18 protein-coding genes and 1 pseudogene are annotated in these 18,427 nt (G+C 64.9%); 6 read left to right on the top strand and 13 right to left on the bottom strand.

Annotation, left to right across the window (positions count from 1 at the left end; all coding sequences use genetic code 11):
- Nucleotides 1-17 precede the first annotated feature (17 nt).
- From ACV7NQ_RS21055 to ACV7NQ_RS21075, 5 genes are all read right to left on the bottom strand, one after another.
- On the bottom strand, nucleotides 18-1,013 hold the full coding sequence (locus tag ACV7NQ_RS21055) for a hypothetical protein (protein WP_463361235.1): 996 nt from the start codon (nucleotides 1,011-1,013) through the stop codon (nucleotides 18-20).
- Nucleotides 1,010-2,686, bottom strand: a complete 1,677-nt coding sequence (locus tag ACV7NQ_RS21060; RefSeq protein WP_463361236.1) for a WXG100 family type VII secretion target — start codon at nucleotides 2,684-2,686, stop codon at nucleotides 1,010-1,012. Before ACV7NQ_RS21060 ends, ACV7NQ_RS21055 begins: the two co-directional genes overlap by 4 nt.
- Nucleotides 2,687-3,139: 453 nt before the next feature.
- Nucleotides 3,140-3,331: a hypothetical protein gene (locus ACV7NQ_RS21065; RefSeq protein ID WP_463361237.1), complete on the bottom strand. Its 192-nt coding sequence runs from the start codon at nucleotides 3,329-3,331 to the stop codon at nucleotides 3,140-3,142.
- Nucleotides 3,332-3,418: 87 nt separating this feature from the next.
- Nucleotides 3,419-5,677, bottom strand: coding sequence for a hypothetical protein (locus tag ACV7NQ_RS21070; protein WP_463361238.1), 2,259 nt, complete (start codon nucleotides 5,675-5,677; stop codon nucleotides 3,419-3,421).
- Between the two features lie 411 nt (nucleotides 5,678-6,088).
- Nucleotides 6,089-6,295, bottom strand: a complete 207-nt coding sequence (locus ACV7NQ_RS21075) for a transposase (RefSeq protein ID WP_463361239.1) — start codon at nucleotides 6,293-6,295, stop codon at nucleotides 6,089-6,091.
- Between the two features lie 179 nt (nucleotides 6,296-6,474).
- On the opposite strand from ACV7NQ_RS21075, the gene ACV7NQ_RS21080 reads away from it, so the two are divergent.
- Together ACV7NQ_RS21080 and ACV7NQ_RS21085 are read left to right on the top strand one after the other, a co-directional pair.
- Nucleotides 6,475-6,702 carry a ribbon-helix-helix domain-containing protein gene (locus tag ACV7NQ_RS21080; protein ID WP_463361240.1) on the top strand — a complete coding sequence of 76 codons (228 nt, stop codon included), beginning with the start codon at nucleotides 6,475-6,477 and terminating at the stop codon, nucleotides 6,700-6,702.
- Entirely contained in the window at nucleotides 6,690-7,115 is a 426-nt protein-coding gene (locus ACV7NQ_RS21085; protein WP_463361241.1) for a type II toxin-antitoxin system VapC family toxin, read from the top strand. The genes ACV7NQ_RS21080 and ACV7NQ_RS21085 overlap by 13 nt, the downstream gene beginning before the upstream one ends.
- A 116-nt stretch (nucleotides 7,116-7,231) precedes the next feature.
- Here the strand turns inward: ACV7NQ_RS21085 and ACV7NQ_RS21090 are convergent, their stop codons facing one another.
- The 3 genes from ACV7NQ_RS21090 to ACV7NQ_RS21100 all read right to left on the bottom strand — a co-directional run bounded on the left by ACV7NQ_RS21090 (nucleotide 7,232) and on the right by ACV7NQ_RS21100 (nucleotide 9,528).
- Entirely contained in the window at nucleotides 7,232-7,843 is a 612-nt protein-coding gene (locus tag ACV7NQ_RS21090) for a Uma2 family endonuclease (RefSeq protein ID WP_463361242.1), read from the bottom strand.
- Nucleotides 7,746-8,156 carry a tyrosine-type recombinase/integrase gene (locus ACV7NQ_RS21095; RefSeq protein WP_463361243.1) on the bottom strand — a complete coding sequence of 137 codons (411 nt, stop codon included), beginning with the start codon at nucleotides 8,154-8,156 and terminating at the stop codon, nucleotides 7,746-7,748. Before ACV7NQ_RS21095 ends, ACV7NQ_RS21090 begins: the two co-directional genes overlap by 98 nt.
- A 142-nt stretch (nucleotides 8,157-8,298) precedes the next feature.
- The gene (locus ACV7NQ_RS21100; protein WP_463361244.1) at nucleotides 8,299-9,528 is read right to left on the bottom strand and encodes a helix-turn-helix domain-containing protein; all 1,230 of its coding nucleotides are present in this window, start codon (nucleotides 9,526-9,528) and stop codon (nucleotides 8,299-8,301) included.
- Between the two features lie 495 nt (nucleotides 9,529-10,023).
- Here ACV7NQ_RS21100 and ACV7NQ_RS21105 point away from each other — a divergent pair, with 495 nt between their 5' ends.
- Nucleotides 10,024-10,197: a hypothetical protein gene (locus ACV7NQ_RS21105; RefSeq protein WP_463361245.1), complete on the top strand. Its 174-nt coding sequence runs from the start codon at nucleotides 10,024-10,026 to the stop codon at nucleotides 10,195-10,197.
- Nucleotides 10,194-10,346, top strand: coding sequence for a hypothetical protein (locus ACV7NQ_RS21110; protein ID WP_463361246.1), 153 nt, complete (start codon nucleotides 10,194-10,196; stop codon nucleotides 10,344-10,346). Before ACV7NQ_RS21105 ends, ACV7NQ_RS21110 begins: the two co-directional genes overlap by 4 nt.
- Before the next feature lie 74 nt (nucleotides 10,347-10,420).
- Here ACV7NQ_RS21110 and ACV7NQ_RS21115 read toward each other — a convergent pair whose 3' ends face one another.
- The 3 genes from ACV7NQ_RS21115 to ACV7NQ_RS21125 form a co-directional block, all read right to left on the bottom strand.
- On the bottom strand, nucleotides 10,421-10,750 hold the full coding sequence (locus ACV7NQ_RS21115; protein ID WP_463361247.1) for a hypothetical protein: 330 nt from the start codon (nucleotides 10,748-10,750) through the stop codon (nucleotides 10,421-10,423).
- Between the two features lie 886 nt (nucleotides 10,751-11,636).
- Nucleotides 11,637-12,668 (bottom strand): phage tail tip lysozyme, encoded by a 1,032-nt coding sequence (locus ACV7NQ_RS21120; RefSeq protein ID WP_463361248.1) that lies wholly within the window; start codon nucleotides 12,666-12,668, stop codon nucleotides 11,637-11,639.
- Between the two features lie 312 nt (nucleotides 12,669-12,980).
- Entirely contained in the window at nucleotides 12,981-13,268 is a 288-nt protein-coding gene (locus tag ACV7NQ_RS21125; protein WP_463361249.1) for a transposase, read from the bottom strand.
- A gap of 264 nt (nucleotides 13,269-13,532) precedes the next feature.
- On the opposite strand from ACV7NQ_RS21125, the pseudogene ACV7NQ_RS21130 reads away from it, so the two are divergent.
- Nucleotides 13,533-13,985, top strand: a pseudogene (locus ACV7NQ_RS21130) (sugar phosphate nucleotidyltransferase); the annotation flags it as partial.
- A 36-nt stretch (nucleotides 13,986-14,021) separates the two neighbouring features.
- Here the strand turns inward: ACV7NQ_RS21130 and ACV7NQ_RS21135 are convergent.
- Nucleotides 14,022-14,987, bottom strand: coding sequence for a TauD/TfdA family dioxygenase (locus ACV7NQ_RS21135; protein WP_463361250.1), 966 nt, complete (start codon nucleotides 14,985-14,987; stop codon nucleotides 14,022-14,024).
- A 967-nt stretch (nucleotides 14,988-15,954) separates the two neighbouring features.
- Here ACV7NQ_RS21135 and ACV7NQ_RS21140 point away from each other — a divergent pair.
- Nucleotides 15,955-17,406 carry a class I adenylate-forming enzyme family protein gene (locus tag ACV7NQ_RS21140; protein WP_463361251.1) on the top strand — a complete coding sequence of 484 codons (1,452 nt, stop codon included), beginning with the start codon at nucleotides 15,955-15,957 and terminating at the stop codon, nucleotides 17,404-17,406.
- 243 nt (nucleotides 17,407-17,649) lie between these two features.
- On the opposite strand, the gene ACV7NQ_RS21145 is transcribed toward ACV7NQ_RS21140, so the two are convergent.
- Nucleotides 17,650-18,366, bottom strand: coding sequence for a MerR family transcriptional regulator (locus tag ACV7NQ_RS21145; RefSeq protein WP_463361252.1), 717 nt, complete (start codon nucleotides 18,364-18,366; stop codon nucleotides 17,650-17,652).
- Nucleotides 18,367-18,427: the final 61 nt, after the last annotated feature.

Consider the following 18,427-nt stretch of genomic DNA (forward strand, 5'->3'; position numbering starts at 1 on the left):
AGGAGGCAGTCGCAATGTCACCGCGCCACCGCATCCCTGGTGGCTGCCGATTCCTCCGAAAGGGCAAGCGCCGCCGCCCAATCACCGTATGCGCACGCCATGCGCAGACCGACATCGAAGCGCGCCAATGGCTCCGGCATCACATACCTGTCGATCTCCACTCGAAAGCCCTGCGCCTCAAGCAGTTTCGGATAGGCACTACCCGCGACGTCGGCGGCCACTACGACATCGGCGCGAACTCGCCCGGCGTGCGCCATCGCCATGCCGAACCAGCCCGCCGTGTCGACGCCCACGGCGGCCATCGCGACCGGATCGCCGCCCGCTGTCGCATGCCACCAACGCGGATGGAAACCCGCGAGAATCGCGGCATCGATCGCCGCGGCCTCCTTCGCCCGCGACGGGGCCGCGCCGAACATCGCCACCGGCTCGTCCTGCAGCGGCACGTCCGGGAACACCTCCGCGACGATGTCGTGGTCGAAGACCCGGGCGTGCTCCTCCTCGGTCAGCCGCCAGGACTCGACCGCGCGCGGCGGCTCCTGCTCCCGCCATGTAGTCAAGCGGGGACCGTTATCCCGCAGCCAGGACGAAATGCCCGCCAGATCGGTGGGTTCCAGCTCCAACCACGACCGGTAGCAATCGCGGCGCGCGGTCCGGTCCGATTCGCCGTCGGTCTCCCCTTCGGCGGCCTCGGGATCGGCGAGCCGCACCGAGTACCGGCCCACTATGGCGGCCGCGACCGCCGTCGCGGCCCGGTAGCACAGGATCGGCAGCCACTTCGGGATCGTGGGTGCTCCCGGGTCGCCGTAGTTCTCCCGTGTGTACGCGCGGCCCGCCCGGATCACCGCCGGAACGTCGAGAGCGGGGCGCCTCAACGCGACTTCGGTCAAGGCGAGATCAGTGCGGGGACCGAAAGCACCGGTCACCATCAACGGCCCCCCGGTGACGGCACGGATCAGCTCGTCGTCGAACCGCTCCCGAATCGCGACGTCGTCAGGGGGTGTCCCCAGCCTCACGACGCCGCACCCCCATCAGGGCCGCCCCGCTGCGTGCGCGCGGGGGATTCCACGTGCGGCACCGGCTCTTTAGGCAGGGCCGTATCGACCATCAGCTCGTGCAGCACCGTCGCCGGCCGGGTCGCCTTGTCGCCGTGCAGCCACACGTCGAGGAAGGCCTCCGCGAGCGCGGCACCCGGGTCGAAGCGTCCGTCGCGGAAACAGCAACCGCTCAACTCGTCTCGCCACTGCCGGAACCCACGGATGACACCGCTCAGGGTCGCCGTCTTCGTGTCCACGCCCACGTACGCGGAGATCAGCGTGCGCTGGGTGCGCGGTCGGGCGCGGAAGCGGCCCTCGACGTCCATCGCGTGGCCGAGCCCGCGAATCACCGTCGAATAGATCGGCCGCTGCTGCGAATCGGCTGTCAGCTCACCGGATTCCGCTGCCGCCGTGACGATGTCGAGGTAGCGTTCCGGGTCGCGCGCGGCCGCCGCGGCCACGAGCACCGCCAGCGTGTATAGCTTCGGGCCGTCCGCGTCGTCGGCCCGGTCCCAGGTGACCCGCAGCCACTCCCCGTCCTCGAGCTCCGCGACGCCCGCGCCTCGGACATCCAGCCACGGATAGAGTTTCAGCACCTCCTCGACGGCCGCACCGATCTCCGCCCACACCCAGTCCGGCACGTCCGGCAGGTCCCAGCCGATCGGGAGGACGCCACGGCGGGTCATGCGCCGGATCGCCTCGGCGAGGGCCTTCTCAGCTTCGGCCGCAGCCAGTTTGGCCGCCGCGGCGTTCTTCTTGTCCTTCTTGCCGTCCTTCTCTTCTTCCTCGCCGGGGCGCGAGCTGGGACGAGGAGACGAAGGCGACTGCTGCGGCGCGGAGTCCTGCGACGACGGACCGCCGCCAGTGCCCGCACCCTGACCGGATTTCCCGGCACCCGAACCGTTCCCGTTCGCCGCCGCGGCGTCCTGCATGCCCCAGCCCGCCCGTTTCCCGGCGCCCTTGTCCGTGCCGCCGCCTCGGGCATCGGGGCGGGCGGGCGGCTTTCCCGCCCGCTGTCCGGACTGCACCGCCCCGGGGCCCGAGCCCTGCTGTTGTCCCTGGCTGCTTCCCTGACCCCGACCGCCGGAACCGGACGAAGGCGCGGCCGATGCGCCTTGTCCGGCACCGCCGCGAGCCGGCTGCGGCGTCGCAGTCACGCCCGGCTGCGCTGCACCCGGTCGTGTTCCGCCTCCACCTGGGCCGCCTCCACCTGGGCCGCGGGTTCCCTGATGCGTCTGGGTGCCCGGCGTAGCGGGGGTGACCACCGGCACGCCGCCTCCCGGCGGGTAGTGCGTGATGGTCCCCGGGCCGGTGTTATTCGAGGGCGGGAGCGAAAACTGGTTGTGGTTCTTTATAGCCTGGGCGCTGGCGTTGTCCTGCGCGACGAAGGCCGCCGCCGTGGCCCTCAAGTTGCGGCCGGTGGCTTCGAGACCCTGCGCGAGAGCATTTCCGCCGTCGACGACGGCTCTCGCCCCCGGCACGTAATTTTTCGCGAACACCTGACCCGGTTCGTCGTTACTCCAGCACGGGCCGATCTCTTCCATCGCCCGGCCCATCCGGGTCACCGCGGCCATGGCGTCCCGCGCGAGCTCCTCAACCCTCTTGCCGACTGCCTCGAGGTAGCCGGTATCGACGTACAAGGAATCACCCACAGCGAGACCCCTGTCACCTCTTCGTTACCGCGGAGTCCATCAATCGTAGAGCTGCAACCCCGTTGTCGGTTCTCAGGGCTGGGAAGAAGCGGCCCGCGCCAGACGGTTCGGGGGATACCCCTCATGGCCGTGGTAGTCGCCTCCCAGCCGCGATGTCGGACGGAAGGTCACCGAACCCCCCAACACCGAAGCAAGCCCGTCATACTCCACCGCCGCATCAGCAAAGACACGCATCAATCTGTCCAGCTCGTCCTCATCCGCCTGCGGAAATGCCCCGCCGCCAACCCCACCGCTCACACAGGCAAACCAGATGGCAGCCGCAATGTCATGACGCGCCTTGGCGTTCCCGCAACCGCTGCTCGGCCTCTTCGTGTGCTGATTGCGCGCGGCTCCCGCACACCGGGTGCACGGGCGCCGGATCGGAAAGGTCCGGTGCCAAGCCAGGTCTGGTGGTCAGTACGCGAGTTCGAGCCACGGAATGTGGATGGGGAACGGGAATTCGATGCCGATGCCCTCCGAGTGTTCGTGGGTCCACTCGCCGGTGACGAGGTAGTTGGCCGCGCGGAGCGGATGGACTCCGTCGAGGGCGCGCAGTTCCTGGAACGTGATGGGTGCCGTGTCCTGCACGATCAGCCTCGTGATCATTCGGGATCGAACCGATGCGCCCGCGCGATTACTGCGGGCCCACTTGTTCCTATTTTCCCGCGCCGAGGGCCTTCAACCTACTCGGGGTTATGCGAAGGGATCGCCGGGTTGCGTCGCAAGGTTGCGTGCCCGTAGGCCGGCCCACGGATCATTGGTCAGGCCGTCGGTGAGGCCATCGAAGTTGTGCGCATGTTCGAGCATTGCCATGGCCCTGGCAAGATTCGCATCATTCGGGGTGTATACCCACGGTTCCAACGCATCGAAATAATCGTTGGCGAGGTTCTTTCCGACGCGTTGCAGCGTCGCCTTATCGGCGGCCCGCCACCGATCCGGACTGATTGCCACATCGAGCGGAGTACCCGCCCGCCAGGCGGCGGTGGCATGGTTGACGAGTACGTGGTCGATAGCGGCGCCGGGCGCGGGCGAGGGTGCGTTGTTGCGGAAGTTGAAGGCCGCGACATGCGCTTGGCCGCGCAACTCGGGGGCGATGGCCGAGCCCCGACGATTCTCCGCCGCAGCCGATTCCAACGCCGCGTGTGCTTTTGCCCGGGGCAGATATTCGAAGACGTTCGGCGGTGTGTTTGCCCGCTGAAGAGCGAGGGCCGTGGAAATATTGGAGATGCTTCTAGTGTCGACACCGAGCCGAGTCAGCGAGCCCATCTTGGCTTGGAAGCTGGCTTCCATATCGCCGAGCCCATCCCAGGCATGGGCGTTGCCGACCGGGGTGCCGATTCCGCCGTACGCGTCCGCGCGCGACGTCGCCTTGGCGTCCATGACATGTCTGGCGGCGCGTAGTTCCTCCTGCTGCTCGAGCGTCATGTGAGAGGCCGCGATGCGCATGTTGACCATCTCGGCCTCTTTCCGCAGTCGCGCATTGGGATCCAGCGGTCTATTCGTCTTCAACGCCAACCAGGCCAGCACCGGTGAGGTGTTGGCGGTGTTGAGTGCGGCGAGGCCGGTAATGAGCCCGGAACCCGACATACTGCCGCCGGTATGCGCGGTACCCATCCCCAAGGCGGTGCCGCCGCTGGTCGCGGGCGCCGGGCGGGTGCCCTGGATCGCCAGCGCGAACCGGTTGGCGATCCAGTCGTTGCCGCGACTGAGGCTGCGGCTCAGGCGTTTGAGCTGGAAGATGGCGACGATCTCGATGGTGCCCGCGATCACGATCACCGCCATGGTCTGTCCGCTGGCCTGCTGGAACAGATTGCCCATGAACAGCACATAGACGCCGAGGAAGATGGTGTATGCCGCCATCCGGCCGGCCGCGACGACGCTGTCGACGAGATTGCGGACCAGAAAGGTCTGTGTCGGACCGTAGACGAATCCGCCTGCGGCGAAACCGAATATCGACATGAATCCGTGGTAGATCGTGTCCAGGGCGGCCTTGATGACCCTGACTCCGAGGACCGCCGCGAAAACCAACAGAATGCCACCGCAGATCAGCAACATCAATCCGGTGCCGACCTGGCCCATGCTGGGATTCTCGGCCTTGGCGTGGGCGGCGGAGTCACCGCAGGTCTGCAAACCTTTGCGCACTCGATCCTCGTCACCGGCGGCCATGCCCGCAGACCACACCGACCGGCACGCCGGTTGGTCGTCGATCACATGCCCGAAGTTCCATACCTGCATGGGGTGTCGCGCGAAGTTGTCGGCCAGGTCCTGCTGCATGGTCGTGACCAACTGGGTGGGGTTCGGATTGTTGTTGCCGTTCAAGCCCGCCGCGACCGCAAGGCCCAGATTCCTGCCCTGCGCGAGCAATCCATCCGAGGACAGCACATCGGCCAGCGGCTGGGCCAGGAACACCGGACCCAGCACCGCCACCCCCAACATCGTGACGATCTGCAGCACCGCTTTGGCGTGATAACCACGCAGCCAGAACCAGGCGACGCACAATGCGCCGATCGTGGCCGCGGTGACCAGCAGGATCGGCGTCGCGATCTGACCGGTCAGCCGGTCGGCGACCCCGGTCAACGCCGAGCCGAACATGTTCAGCCACTGAAAACTCAAGGCGTTGCCGATCAGCCAGATTGCGGTCGTCACGATGGCCATGTAGCCGACGAATTCGAAGCCGAGGATCGCCCAGAGGATCGTCGCGCCCGGATTGAATATCCCGCCGTGGTTGGTCGCGAATACGTAGTTCGCCAGCGGAACTCCCGCCGAGTCTCGGATTTTCATCCAGCTGAGCCCGTCGAACTCGGAGACGCTGGCGCCGGTCGTGGCGGCCTCGAGTTGCGCGCTGGCCACCGCACCGATGAGGCCGGGAAAGACGAACAGTACGAAAATGATGACCAGAATCCAGCCCACCCGGCGCCGCCAAGGGCCCGCGCCGAGCCGACGCAGCAACATCAGAGGCTGCCCACAGCAGCCCAGCGGATCCGCTGATCCCCGCCCCAGCCGGACCGGCCGGCTCTTCGACCGTGTGGCCATGACCTCAGCATGACGCAACTACAGTTGCGTGGCAACTTCTTTCAGAAACCTGCTATTCATCTGCTAGAAACCTCTTGGATTTTCACGGCGCCGGGATAGGGTGGGCTGGAATTTGTTGTGCTGCACTACAATACGCCGCTACGCCGCTACAACGTTCAATGCGCTGCGGGTCGTGCTGCTGGTAGGGCAACCCGGTCGACGATGTCTTCGATGTGAGATCGGGCGGCGGTGTTATGTCACATCGTGAGTGACGGTGTGCGAGATGATCTGCGGGAGTTCGTGATCGAACACCTCGGGGACAAAGACGCCGTGCTGGTGGCGGATGAGTGTTTACGTCGCATGAGGTGGCCGATCTTGCGTTCCACTTTCGGGCGGGGTCGCTGTGTATTCGGTCCGCCAGGCCGGGTCGGTTCGGGTGACGCGGGCACGGGTGAGTCGAGCCTCGTGGGGGCCGATGGTCACGCTGCGGCATTTGCTGGAGCCGGTGCATTGGGCGGCCAACGGGCAACCGGCGCAAACCTTTCCGAATGAACCCACGCAAGGTGCGGGTCCGTATCGTCGCGCACCTGTGTGAAATCTACGAGCGTTCCGTCCTCTCTAGTTCGGTGACAATCTCGAGGCCGCGCGCAGGCCGCTTCGTCGTGGTCTCGGCGCCGGGCGCGGCATGAGCACGGTGTGTGGGCGTTCGGTGCGGACAGGGGGTATGCTGGCATACCATGCGGCGGACGACGGTGAAGTTACCGGATGACCTCGATGAGCGTCTGCGCCACGAGGCACAACGGCGAGGGATGACGATCGCCGAGTTGACTCGTCAGGCGATCGCGCAGTACCTATCCGCGCCAGCCGGGGAGCGACGGTTTGCGGCAGCCGGCGCGGGACACAGTGGGCGTTCGGAAGTCTCGAGCCGAATCGACGACATCCTGAGCCAGGAGTGGGACCGATAGCCGCCCTCGTTGTCGACGCCGGACCGCTTTACGCCTACGTCGACGCGGATGACGCGCACCACCAGGCATGTCTGGAACTTCTTCAAACCCATCGCGGGCTGCTTGTGGTACCCACCTTGGTCATTACCGAGGCGGTCTATCTGATCGGCAGCCGACTCGGCGCCGAGGCCGAAGTGCGCTTCCTCGGTGACCTGGCCGAGGGGCTGTTCACGATCGAGCCTGTGCATCCGGCGGATTGGCTTCGTATCGCCGAGCTTGTCGCCAAGTATCGACATCTGCCGCTGGGGACCGCGGACGCCTCGGTGATCGCCCTTGCCGAGCGGCGAAACCTGACCGATATCGCGACCACGGATCGTCGGCACTTCTCTGGGGTTCGGCCACGCCATACCGACTGCTTCACGGTGCTGCCGTAACGCGAGGTGGTCGGCCGCAGCGGTCGGCGCCGATAGACCGGCGCCTAGCTCATCGAGCCACCGCTCGATCTGATCGAGGTTCGGAGCGGAATAGATGTCCGCACCGTCCCCGGCCGTCAGTACTCGAGTTCGGTCCAGGGGATGGCGATGGGGAACGGGGAGTCGATCTGGATGCCGTCGGGGTTCTCGTGCGTCCATTCGCGGGCGAGGATGTAGTTGGCCGGGCGGAATGGATGGACGCCATCGGGGAGGTGGGTGTGTCCGATATCGAGGCCGTAGGCGCGGATCGTCGCAATCGCGCTCGATTCGCGGGCCAAGGTGACTTCCCAGTACCACGGAATCCCGGCTCCCGCGTAGCGGCCCTTCTTCGCTTCGATATCGGTCTGTGTGTTGGATGGCGACAGGACCTCGCCGACCAGAAGGACGTCGCTTGCGCGGACATCTTGGTAGGGCGATTCGAGGCACCGATATACCAGGAAATCGGGTGTCACGAAGTCGGACTTCCCGCTGGTCCCCAGGAAGATGTTGGTCTCGAGGTCGGCGAGCCGGCAAGTCTCTGCGTGCTCCGACATCGCCTTGTGCGCGCGCTGTTCGATCGAATTGGTCAGTCGACGCGTGAATCGCTGATGTTCACCGGGACCGCGGCGCACCCACACCACACGACCATTCCACAGTTCTATCTGTTCGGCGATCTCCGCCGGGAGCCGCTCCAACCCCTCCCAGGTCATGTGATCCGGCAGGTCTACAGGTGGTTCCATCGTTCCCTCGCAGTTCAGGCGGCAGTTTCTTGCCCACAGGTAGGGCATCGATTGGGGGTCTTGCCCACATCTTGCCCACGTTTCGTCTCGGCGCGCACCGCATCGAGCGCCGCGGCCACCGCGTCGATGCTGTCATCGAACAGGCGGCGTACTCCTTGAGCGTGAACCCCGGGTCCGAATGGCCCAGCATGTTCGCCAGCGCCAGCACCGAGGCACCATTGTTCACCGCCAGCGACGCGGTAGTGTGACGTAGGTCGTGGATACGGACCCGCTCGGTTCCCACGTGTGCCTGGGCGCGATCCCACCACCCTGACCCGGTGCCAAGATGCTTGGTGCCAGCTCGATGTCGGAAATTTCCGACGCTCCGGCCGCGCTCCGGACCGTCCTCGCCACTCGGTTCGTCCAAGTTGGACGAACCGGCCGCCTCAATTGACGAATAACTCCGGCGCAGCGCGCCGCACCTTCTTCAACACTCTTGTCGTGCGGTCCGAGTCCACCGCCTGCAAAATCGGCAGCGCAGGACGCCACAGCGACGCGGCATCCTCATGCCTGCCCATCCGCCAGCGGATCAGTCCAGTCTCGGCAGCGGATAGCGCATGAATTCGGGTATGCGTCTGCGGATGCCACATGGTGTGCGACAGATACAGGTACCGCTCAGATTCGGCGAGATCCCCCAATGCCCCGAATGCCTTCGAAGTCTGCCGGGCAACGCTGGCCTTATTCGGGCAGAACAACCGCGCCCAGCGCGGTAGTTCGGTGCTGACCTCCGAGATGATCCATGGTTCCGCTTGCCGCAGAGTGTTGACGGCAGTGCGGTGCTCACCGGTCTCGGCATAGCAGCGCGCCAGGGCAACCAAGAACAACGACATGGTGTCCTGGCTGACCTTGTCGCGCGCTGCCATGACGGCCCGTTCGGCAAGGGCCACACTGTGTTTCGGTTGGCGAACGTCGTTGGCGTGCAGACCCAGGATGCGGAACACAAAGCCGTCCTGTCCCGGCGTCCCGGATTCTTCAGCGAGCCGCAGAGCTGACAGGTAGTACCGCTGCGCCACACCATCGGCGCCAGCGTCGTGGGCTTTGAACCCAGCCAGGTAGGCCAGTTCGGCGGCCGCGGAGAACGCTGCGGCCCGGACATCGGAACTGGCGAACCGCGACCGCAGCAGGGCCGCGATATCGGTGGAGATGAACTCCGCGATCGCAGTCCGGCCTATGCCGCCGCCCCTCACTTCATCGAGCCGCAGGAATGCCTCGGTGATGCCGTGTACAGCGTGTATCTCCGCCATGCCTACCTGGGTGGCGCTGTCGATATGGATGAGTCGTGACATGTCCGACAGGGAGACCAGAGCCGACGCGCTGAATGCGGCGCTGTAGACCGACTTGCGCAGGAATGACCGCCTGTCGACGTCGGCTCGACCCAGAGCGGCTACAGAGGTCACCGGGTCGGCGAACGGCCCGCAGACGCGCTCGTACCATGTCACGACTTCGGTCGGCGGTGTGCGTACGCCAGTCTCGTAGTGGCCGAGAGTGGCACGGCCATACGGGATCTGAGCGGCGAGTGCGGACAGTGATAGTCCAGCCGCTTCGCGAACCTCCCGCAGTCGAGCGCCAACGATTGCGGCGTAGTCGGACTGCTGAGGGTGCCCGCTTTCGCCCATGGCGTCATCGTAGGCCGTTTGTAGACGGCTGGAGACGGGAAGCGGTACTGAAGCCGACCACACAACGCGACGCTTGAGGAAGCACGCGGCGCCGGGTCGGATCGTGAACATCCCCGGCGCCGGGTGCCCCCAAACATCGGACGTACACCAAGGCGGACCCACTATGTCGTTCACCTGGCCTGTCATTGCGCTCATCTGCGCGCTAGCGGTTATCACACTGGCGGTCTGCCTATGGCCAGCCCTCAAGCGGCCGAATCAGGTACCTGTCGGCGAGGTAGTCGAGCGGGTCGTCAGAGAGGACGGGATGGAGCCCTATATGTGGCCAGATGGTTGGCCGCACGAAGCACCCGACAAGCCGTTCACGGTTGCGCAGGCGCACCTCGTGATGCAACGCCATCGCGGGTGCGACATCGGCGCATGCCCCCGCAAGGCCGCCGCCCGTCAGGTCCTCGTCGACGCAGGCAAGGTCCTGCCAGCCTCGCGGCGGGCGGCCCGATGAACCGCTGGGACGACCACTGCGACAACCCCCGCATCCACCCGATCACACCGCAGCGCGCCAGCGGCATCGTCGCAATCCACGAGGACTGCGAACCACCGTGCCCGCGCAAGCGTGCGGCCCTGCTCTACCTCGCCGAGCGCGTCGCAGCCGGTCTCCGGGGGGACGCATGACGGACGGGCCTGAGGACGACCACGAACGCCCGGCCGGATGGCTGGAACACCACGACGGGACATGGTCGGTGGTCGACGAGTACGGGGCGGTTCACGGCCGGTTCAAGGTAGTCGACGGCCGCGCGGTCCCGGTCGACGACGACCGGTAACCGATCAGACCGGTTACGCCACAAGAGGGGTACTCGCAATCGAGTACCCCTCTCGTCGTTTACAGGGAGGCGAACTAGCAGAACGACAGCAGCCCGGATGCGGCGCGCGGGTTCAGCACCGGGTCGGCGACCCAATCCGGTGCGCCCGCATACAGATCCGGCATCGGTGCGCCACCGTTGTACACCGCGGTCAAGGAGGGCGCATGCCACACACCGCCCGACAGCACCGCGCGCCCGGCCGGGAGCGCATGCAGCGTCGCCCCACTGCGCGCGCTGGATTCGAATACGCCGGTCCACGGCAGCATCCGCGGGCCACGCTCGGCCCCGGCGGCCACGAACGCCGCGGCGATCGTGGCCCACCGCGCCCACATCGCGGGCAACGGCGGGAACTCGTCCTCCGCCAACACCGCCCACGGCCGGACCGGTCCGCGCGCGCCTGCGCCGCCGCCTGTTGCGGACTACGCAGCTGCCGGCCGTCGTGATCGACATACGCGGCCAGCCAGATCGGCACCCGCTCGCGCGGATACGCCTCGAGGTCGGCGCGATACACCTGCGGCTCGAATAGCTGTCCCGGCGGGAACGGATCCTCGCCGTAGTCGTACTCGATCTCGATGTCGCCGGAACCGGCCAGCACCACCAGTATTCGCCACCACGGTCCCGCACCGGACCGCGCCGCGATCGCCCGCTGCTCCCGCACGATCGTGAATATCTCCTCCGATGGTGTCATCGACACCGTTTGCTCACCAACGGAATACACGACATGACCGATCTCGGCGGCCACCGTGACCGCGAAGACCGCATCCGCCTGATGCCAGCCCACAGGAGCCGGTTCCGCCAACGCGCGGGCGAGCGGGTGTTCGAAGTTCAGCCCACTCGATTCGCCTGCCACACGATCCTCCTTGCCGCTCAGGGAGGGTATCGGAGGCCGTGCACACCGAACTTCCCAACTGCGGGAGGAATCGGTGTCAGTGACCGTCGGACATCGCGGCGGCGATCTCCAGACGGGAGCTCAGGCCGAGTTTCGCCAGGATGTTGGAGTCGTGCGACTGGATTGTCCCTGTTGTGATGGATCGGTGCCATCAGGCGCGGGTCCGCAACGCGTTGGAGCCCGAGTGGGAAGCCCGGTTCGAGCCTCGTTCCTACGGGTTTCGTCCTGGGCGCAGTTGCGCCGACGCGATCGACTCCTTGTACCTGACGCTCAAAGGGCCACGAGCCAAACGGGTGTGGATTCTGGATGCCGCTTTGTCGGCCGCGACAGAAACTAGACCGATCGGCACGCAAAATCGAGGCCTAAGCGGAGATGTTGCTCATGGATGACGCGATGTTATTTGCATTCGCGACGCGTTCGCCTCGGCTAGCACCAGAGCTTCTTTCGTAATACTGATCAAAGGCTGCCGCCGCAGCGGCGGGCGTTTGCGCAGCCTTGATCTGTCCGTATGCGCCCGATTCACTGCCTTGCAATTCGCTCATCATGAAATCAACCTGGACATGCCAGTCGGTTACAGCCTTACCTTGGGAGGCGGCGAACTGCTCGAGTTTCTGTCGTCGCCCACCTTCCCACTGAACTAGACCTATGGCACCTTCCTTCGAGTTCAGGGCACCGGTATTGAAGCCTGATTCAACCTGCATGTTGCCCAAGATGCCTGCTGCTTGCGCCGGTGTAAATCCCTTCTTTATGAGATACTGATAAATCTCGTTCACCTGTACTCGATGGCTGGCAGCAATCGGCTGAGCAGTTGTGGCGGTGCCGGTAGAAAGGCCGCCGTTACCTGAGCTGTTGGGGTACCTTCCACTCCCTGAATTCACCGGGCTGTAATTGGTAGTCACTGGATCCGGGTTGGTCATGTTACCGGCGCTTTTGGCCAGATGGTCGTGCGCGTCCGCAATTGTTTTCGCTGCTTCGCCAACAGCCTTGTCGATGCTGTCCATGGCCTTCAGCTGCTGCTGTACGCTGGGCTTGCCCGGAACGCTTTTCAAAATCCCTTTGATGGTCTCCACCAGATTCGAGACTTCAGTGCGCGCGGTGTTTATCACATCAGCCGATTTCGCTGCGATATCGGCGACGTTGGTGTCCATCGAGTTCAAGTCGGTCTGGTATTTCTTGACCTGGCTCTGCTGAGCGTGGTATTTCGTCTTCATGTCGCTGGCAGCAAGGGGATTTGGGCCCATTTCGTGCAGACTCGTGACCGTAATGGGTTCCAAAGGGCCGTCGCCGAGTCCCTTCATCAATCCCTGCAGCACCGCTTGCGTGTGGGCGCGGTAGGCGTCCAGGATGGGAGCATCGGCACGCTGCGGCAACGTCACTGAGGCCGAGGCAGCCATGATTCACTTTCCGTCACCACTGGGGGACTTCCTTCCGCCGACACCTGTCCGGTAGTGTAGCCGGGCTCCATCTGTATATCGCCACCCATATTCCCGCCAGTGGGAATGCACGGTGGCACGTATCCCAGGAATGGGAACAGTGGACGCGCGAAGTACAGCGGAACGAGAATTTGTGTCGGCCCAGATTGCCGCGATCGAGACGGAATCCGCTGATTCCCTTGATGGGTTACTGGAGATACTCCAGATCGCTGACGCCGCGCCCAACCGTCCAGCGTGTGAGGTGGGCAGCGCCGCCGAGCAGGAAGATCCGTCCTACCACCCGGCCTCCGGGAACTGCACCGATGGACCCCGTGGAAGACCGAGGTGATCTGTCAGGTGTGCGACGAGGTGATCGGCGGCGGGCTCGACGAGCATTTCCTGCTCTACGTGGAGCAGACCGGCATGAGTCTCCCGATACGTCTTGACCCAGTTCCTGATCGTCTGCTCCGACACCCTCAAATCGCGCGCCACATCGGCTATCGCGCGAGACTTCTCGACCACTTCCATGGCCGCCGCCTCCCGAAACTCCGGGTTGGTGTTGTGCGACTTCTTCTGTGCCACAACAACTCCGTTCGGTAAACCCCAACTCTACTTGGGGTCACCGTCCGAGAAGATTCGGGCACCTCACACATACGTGATGTCGGCGCTGTGGCTGGTCGGTGAAAGTCGGCCTGGGACGCGGTGGCAACCGGTGTGGTTGTCAGGTTCGTGGCCACGTTGGGAATCGCATCCGAGGGTGCCGCCTTGGATGGACCGCAGCCTGTGGCGCATCTCAACGAGATCGCGCGGCCGTCCCGTATCGATGAACGCGGGTTCAGCACTCGATTGCTGGACACGATGGCGCGGGTGCGTCAACGGGGTGGCAGCGTGTTGTGCACGATCGATGTGCCCGAGGACCAGGTGGGCGCGTATGGCGTATTCGATGTCGAGCGGGTGTCCGAGGTGGGCGATCCGAATGTGTTGCAGGTCAACGGTATGGTGGAGAAACCTGCTGTGGGGGATGCGCCGTCCGACGTCCGCGGCCGCGGGACGCTACCTGCTCGACCGCGCGATTTTCGACGCGCTGCGCCGGACGGCGCCCGGTGCGGGCGGGGAGCTCCAATTGACCGATCTGTCGCCCTGCACATATCCGAGGGTCACCCCGTGCACGTCGCCGCGAACCGAGGGACAAGGCACGACATCGGCAATCCCGGTGGATATCTGCGTGCCGCTGTGGATTTCGCGTTGGATCGCGAGGAGTACGGCGAGGCGTTGCGTGCATGGCTCATACACCGGCTCGACATGATCGCGCGCGGCAACCCGGTGCGGCGTGACTCAGGCCATCCGCACGAGCATTCGATGGTTCCCGGTATACGGCATTCGCCCGTGTGCGGTCAGCATATTGTCGACCATCATCAGATCGCCTGGCCGCCACGAGATGGGTAGGGCGCAATCGGCGTAGACCCGGTTGATCGTGGCGATGTCTTCCTCGGAGATTTGTGTTCCATCACTGAGCAGGACGTTGTCGGGGAAGTCCCGCTCCAAGGTCGCCGTGGGCGGGGCTTGGAGTAGGTCCCTCGAGGCGGGGTGGTACAGGTGAGCCTGGTTGAACCACACTGGGCATCGTGGTTCCGGCGTGAAGCGCCAGGCCGGCTGACAGTATCGGGTTCGCAGGATCGGTCCGTCCCACTCGAACTCGTGGGAGTGCTGGAGGCAGTAGCTCTCCACCAGGGCTTGCGAGTCGGTCTGGAACGCATCCTGCCAGCTGAGACCCAGGTCCGTTCGGTAGACGTGGGAGTAGAAAACGCCGGGTGCGAACCGTCCGCGGATCTTGGCGGGCATCATCTGGAAGACGGCTCGGCTGTCGGCGAGGAGTGTCTCGCCGCCGGATGCCGCGGCGGTCTCACACAGGAAGAACAGCAGCGCCGGCCAATTATCGATATTGGAGTCCTTGTTGTGCAATGGAATACGTTGATCCGCAGGGTATTCCGTCGAGGTATGAGGGTTCCCGCGCGCACGCGGTCGGGGTGTCGTGAGCTGCGGGTTCAGCTGGGGTATTCGGCCGATGGTGGCCACGATTGCCTCGAAAACCTCGGGACGCACCGGTAGGTGTCGCAGCAGCACGGCGCCGTACCGCCGCAGGTCGGCGCGGAACTGGGCTCGATACTGCTTGATCCATCGAATCGGATCGAGATCCGATTCGGCTAGCGAGTAGGTGACGAGGTAGGTCTGCCCGTTGGTCTCTAGCGTCCCGGTGATGGGACCGAGGTGAGTGGGGAATGGTGGCAGCGCCGGGGGCATTCTGGTCCTCTTTACGTTCGGGAAGCACATACGTCACAAATATCGTGCCGTCATACAACGATACAATAGTTAGCGGTGCATCGGATACGAACGAGCTAGTCGGCGGCGGGGAGGTCGTGTGCGGCCACCTCGGCGCAGGTGGTCTCGCTGCGGTTACCCGCGTTACCGACGTCGCTCGGGAAATACTCCCAGTGATGGGAACTGCCGATATTCGCACGCCTGAGTTTCGAAGGTACTGTCCACCATCTGGCACGACTAAGAAATGGGCCTCACAGTCGATGCCGGGGTATGTCACGATGCGGATGTTCTTGGGTCGCAATATCTTTGGCCCGATGCCTCACCTCTCGCCCCCTTGCTGAGAGGTGCTGGGGACAGCATCGGGAACCCTCGGCTGTGTCCGCTCGTGACCCCACTCCCGTTGTGGCTTGCTCTCCGCAACGGGAGTGGGATCCTCGCCTCAGCTTATTCATCATCGACACGGATCTCACAACTTGTTAAATCTACTTAACAGGGGTATTAATAGCGCCTTGCGGTCGCTGTAAACGTAGGGGCCACTTCGATGCAATGTAATCATATTGCTTAATCTTTAATTCTGGTTGCGTATGACGTCGGGCCAGCGATCCGGTCATGCCCAGCGCTATCCCCAATATCGGGAATGGCGCAGTCACAGTGTTAAATGGAGTATTTCGCCGCTGCGGAAACTGTATGCGAGGTCGTCGATGTCGGCGACGCCGCAGAACAAGATCGACTCGGCCGCCGACCAGGATCCGGTGTGTGCACGCCGGGTCGTCTACCGGCGTTTAGACATAGTCCGGATCGGCGGACCCACTCCCGCGGGGCGGTGTTCCCGGTAATGGGAAGCGTCATCCGGAGTCGGCGGCCGGTGGGGCATAGGCTGAATGCCTTACCCTGCGAGCCTGCGAGAGCTGGCTCCGTGCGTTGCTTCGCGCCATCGGAAGGACAGTTGATGGACGCACTCGACCGATCGTTTCTCATTTCCTCTGGTTCGGATCCGCTGCTATCGTTCGCGCAACTCGAAGCCTGGACCGAGACAGTCGCGAGGTGTTTGGCAAGAAATGGGATCGGGCCGGGAAACGTTGTGGTCGCCGATCTACCGAATTCGCCGGCGTTCGCGGCCGTGTTGTGCGCTACCTGGAATGTCGGCGCGGTTTTCGCTCCGCTGGATCCGCGTCTGAGTGCTCGGGAGAAACAGGCGATCCTGGCCTTGGCCTGCCCGCGGGTCGTGGTAGCGACCACCCCGGCGCCGACGGGCCTGACGACACTGCTGTGGCACGATCCGTTCGAGCCCCCAACCGGGATCGAGTGGATCTCATCCCCGGCCGAGACCGGGTGGACCCCATCCATGCCCGATCCTGCGGTGGAAGAACGCGACCGGCTGATTCTGTTCACATCGGGATCAGCCGGCCCGCCCAAGGCGGTCACACTCACCGAGACCAATGTGGCGGCCGGGATCGCCGCGGTGACAGGCCATTTCGCACTCAAACCAGACGACCGCACCATCGCACTGCTGCCGTGGTCGAATAGTCATGGTCTCTTCGCGAACTTGCTGGCAGCCCAGCAGACCGGGTGCACCGTCGTATTGCCTACGGTGACCGAAGCGATGCGGTCGCATACGTTACTGGATTCGGCGCGGCCGACGTGGCTCACGATGGTGCCATCGCAACTGGCTGATCTCACTTCGGGGCTGGAAGCTTCCTGCGCGAAGTTACCCGGCATGCGGGTCCTGCGTACTGCGTCAGCGCCGCTGCCGCCGCCATTGCTCGAGCGCGCGGAACGGCTGCTGGGTTGTCCGGTCGTCGAGGCGTTGGAGCTTACCGAGACCAGCCACCAGGCCGCGGCCGATCGGCCGTCGTGGGACCGGGTTCCGGGCACGGTCGGAACACCGACCGGCGTCGAATTCCGGCTGGCCGGCGAGGAGGTAGCGGGCGGTCGCGAGCTGGAGGTGCGCGGTAGGGCACTGTTCAGTCGATATCTCGGTAATCCAACGGCCACTGCGGCGGCCTTCACGGCGGACGGATGGTTCCGGACCCGTGACGTGGCCCGCTGGGAGGCCGGCGGGCAGCTCCGAATCCTGGGGCGGCTCAGCGAAATCGTGCACCGCGGCGGCAACGCGGTCGCGCCGGCCGAGGTGGAAGCCGTGCTCGGCGAACATCCCGATGTCGTATCCTCCCTCGCGACCCGTATACCGCACCCACACCTGGTCGACGAAGTGGCGGCAGTCGTCCACCTACGCAACGGTTCGCACGCCACAACGCGGGACATCCTGAAGCACTGCCACGCCCACCTCGCCGACTACAAAGTCCCCGGGCAAATCCGGATCGTGGAACGGCTGCCGCAATTACCGAACGGAAAACCCAGCCGTCGCATGGCAGCAACACTGTTCGAGGCCCAGCCATGACAGGCTTCTGGATCTTCGGTCAGTAGATCCCCCTACCCTGACGGACTCAGCTCCGTTGCGCTGGACGAGAGTCGCAAATGCCGTGCTGGGCGGACGAATCGTCTCGTCCAGCACGGCATTTCATCTGGGTGAAACGGATCGGTAAGCGCCGGGTTGTGAGCTCTGCCGGCGATCCGGCGGTGTGTGCACCGCTGCCCCGGGTACCGCCTGCTCACCGGGCCCGGCGCTCGCGGGCGCCGGTTGTCAGCTCGGGTCGGGGGGTGCCGGCAGCTCGGAGTGCCGGGCGAAGGCCTGGTCGATCAGTTCCGAAGTGGCGCGGGTGGCGATCAACCGTGCGATGGCCAGATCGGTCTCGAGTTTGGTGCGGTCTTTAGGGGTGCGCTCGGATCGCTCGTAATTGTGTCCGGCCAGGCTGTAGAACAGTTCGGTGGCGTAGCGATCGGCAATCCGATCGCAATCGGCGCGCAGCCGCTCGATCACCTCGAAGGCGGCGGTTGCGGGCAGTCCGACGTCAACGAGCCGGGTGGCCAGATCGCAGCAGCGTGGATTGGTCAGGCGGTAAGCCTCGAGCGGGTCGTCACTGGCGGCGAGGGCCCGCTTCACGTAGTCCGGAAGCTCGGCCATGTGCTCGCCCCGCTCGGTGCCGGCAACCTCTGGTGGCGGCGTGCCCGGGGTCTCGATGGTGGCCTGCTCGGCCGCCACGCCGAGCACATCGGCCAGGCCGTCCCCGCGATCCCAGGCTTCCAGCAGTTCCCGGATCCCGTTGAGCTTCATGCCGCGGCTCAGCAGCCGACTGATCGTCTGCAACCGCTCGAGATGATCCGACCGGTAGTAGCCGATCCGCCCACGCACCTCAGGCGACGGCAGGAGACCGCGCTCGTGGTAGACGCGGACACTGCGCACGGTGGTGTCGGCTACCCGGGCCAATTCATCGATGGTGTATTCCGGCTGCACAGCCATACCTCACAGGAAACCACAACTTACCCGTAGGAACGCGGACCGTGAGTAAACGGGCCGTTAA

The organism is Nocardia sp. Tas62D01 (assembly GCF_055232035.1).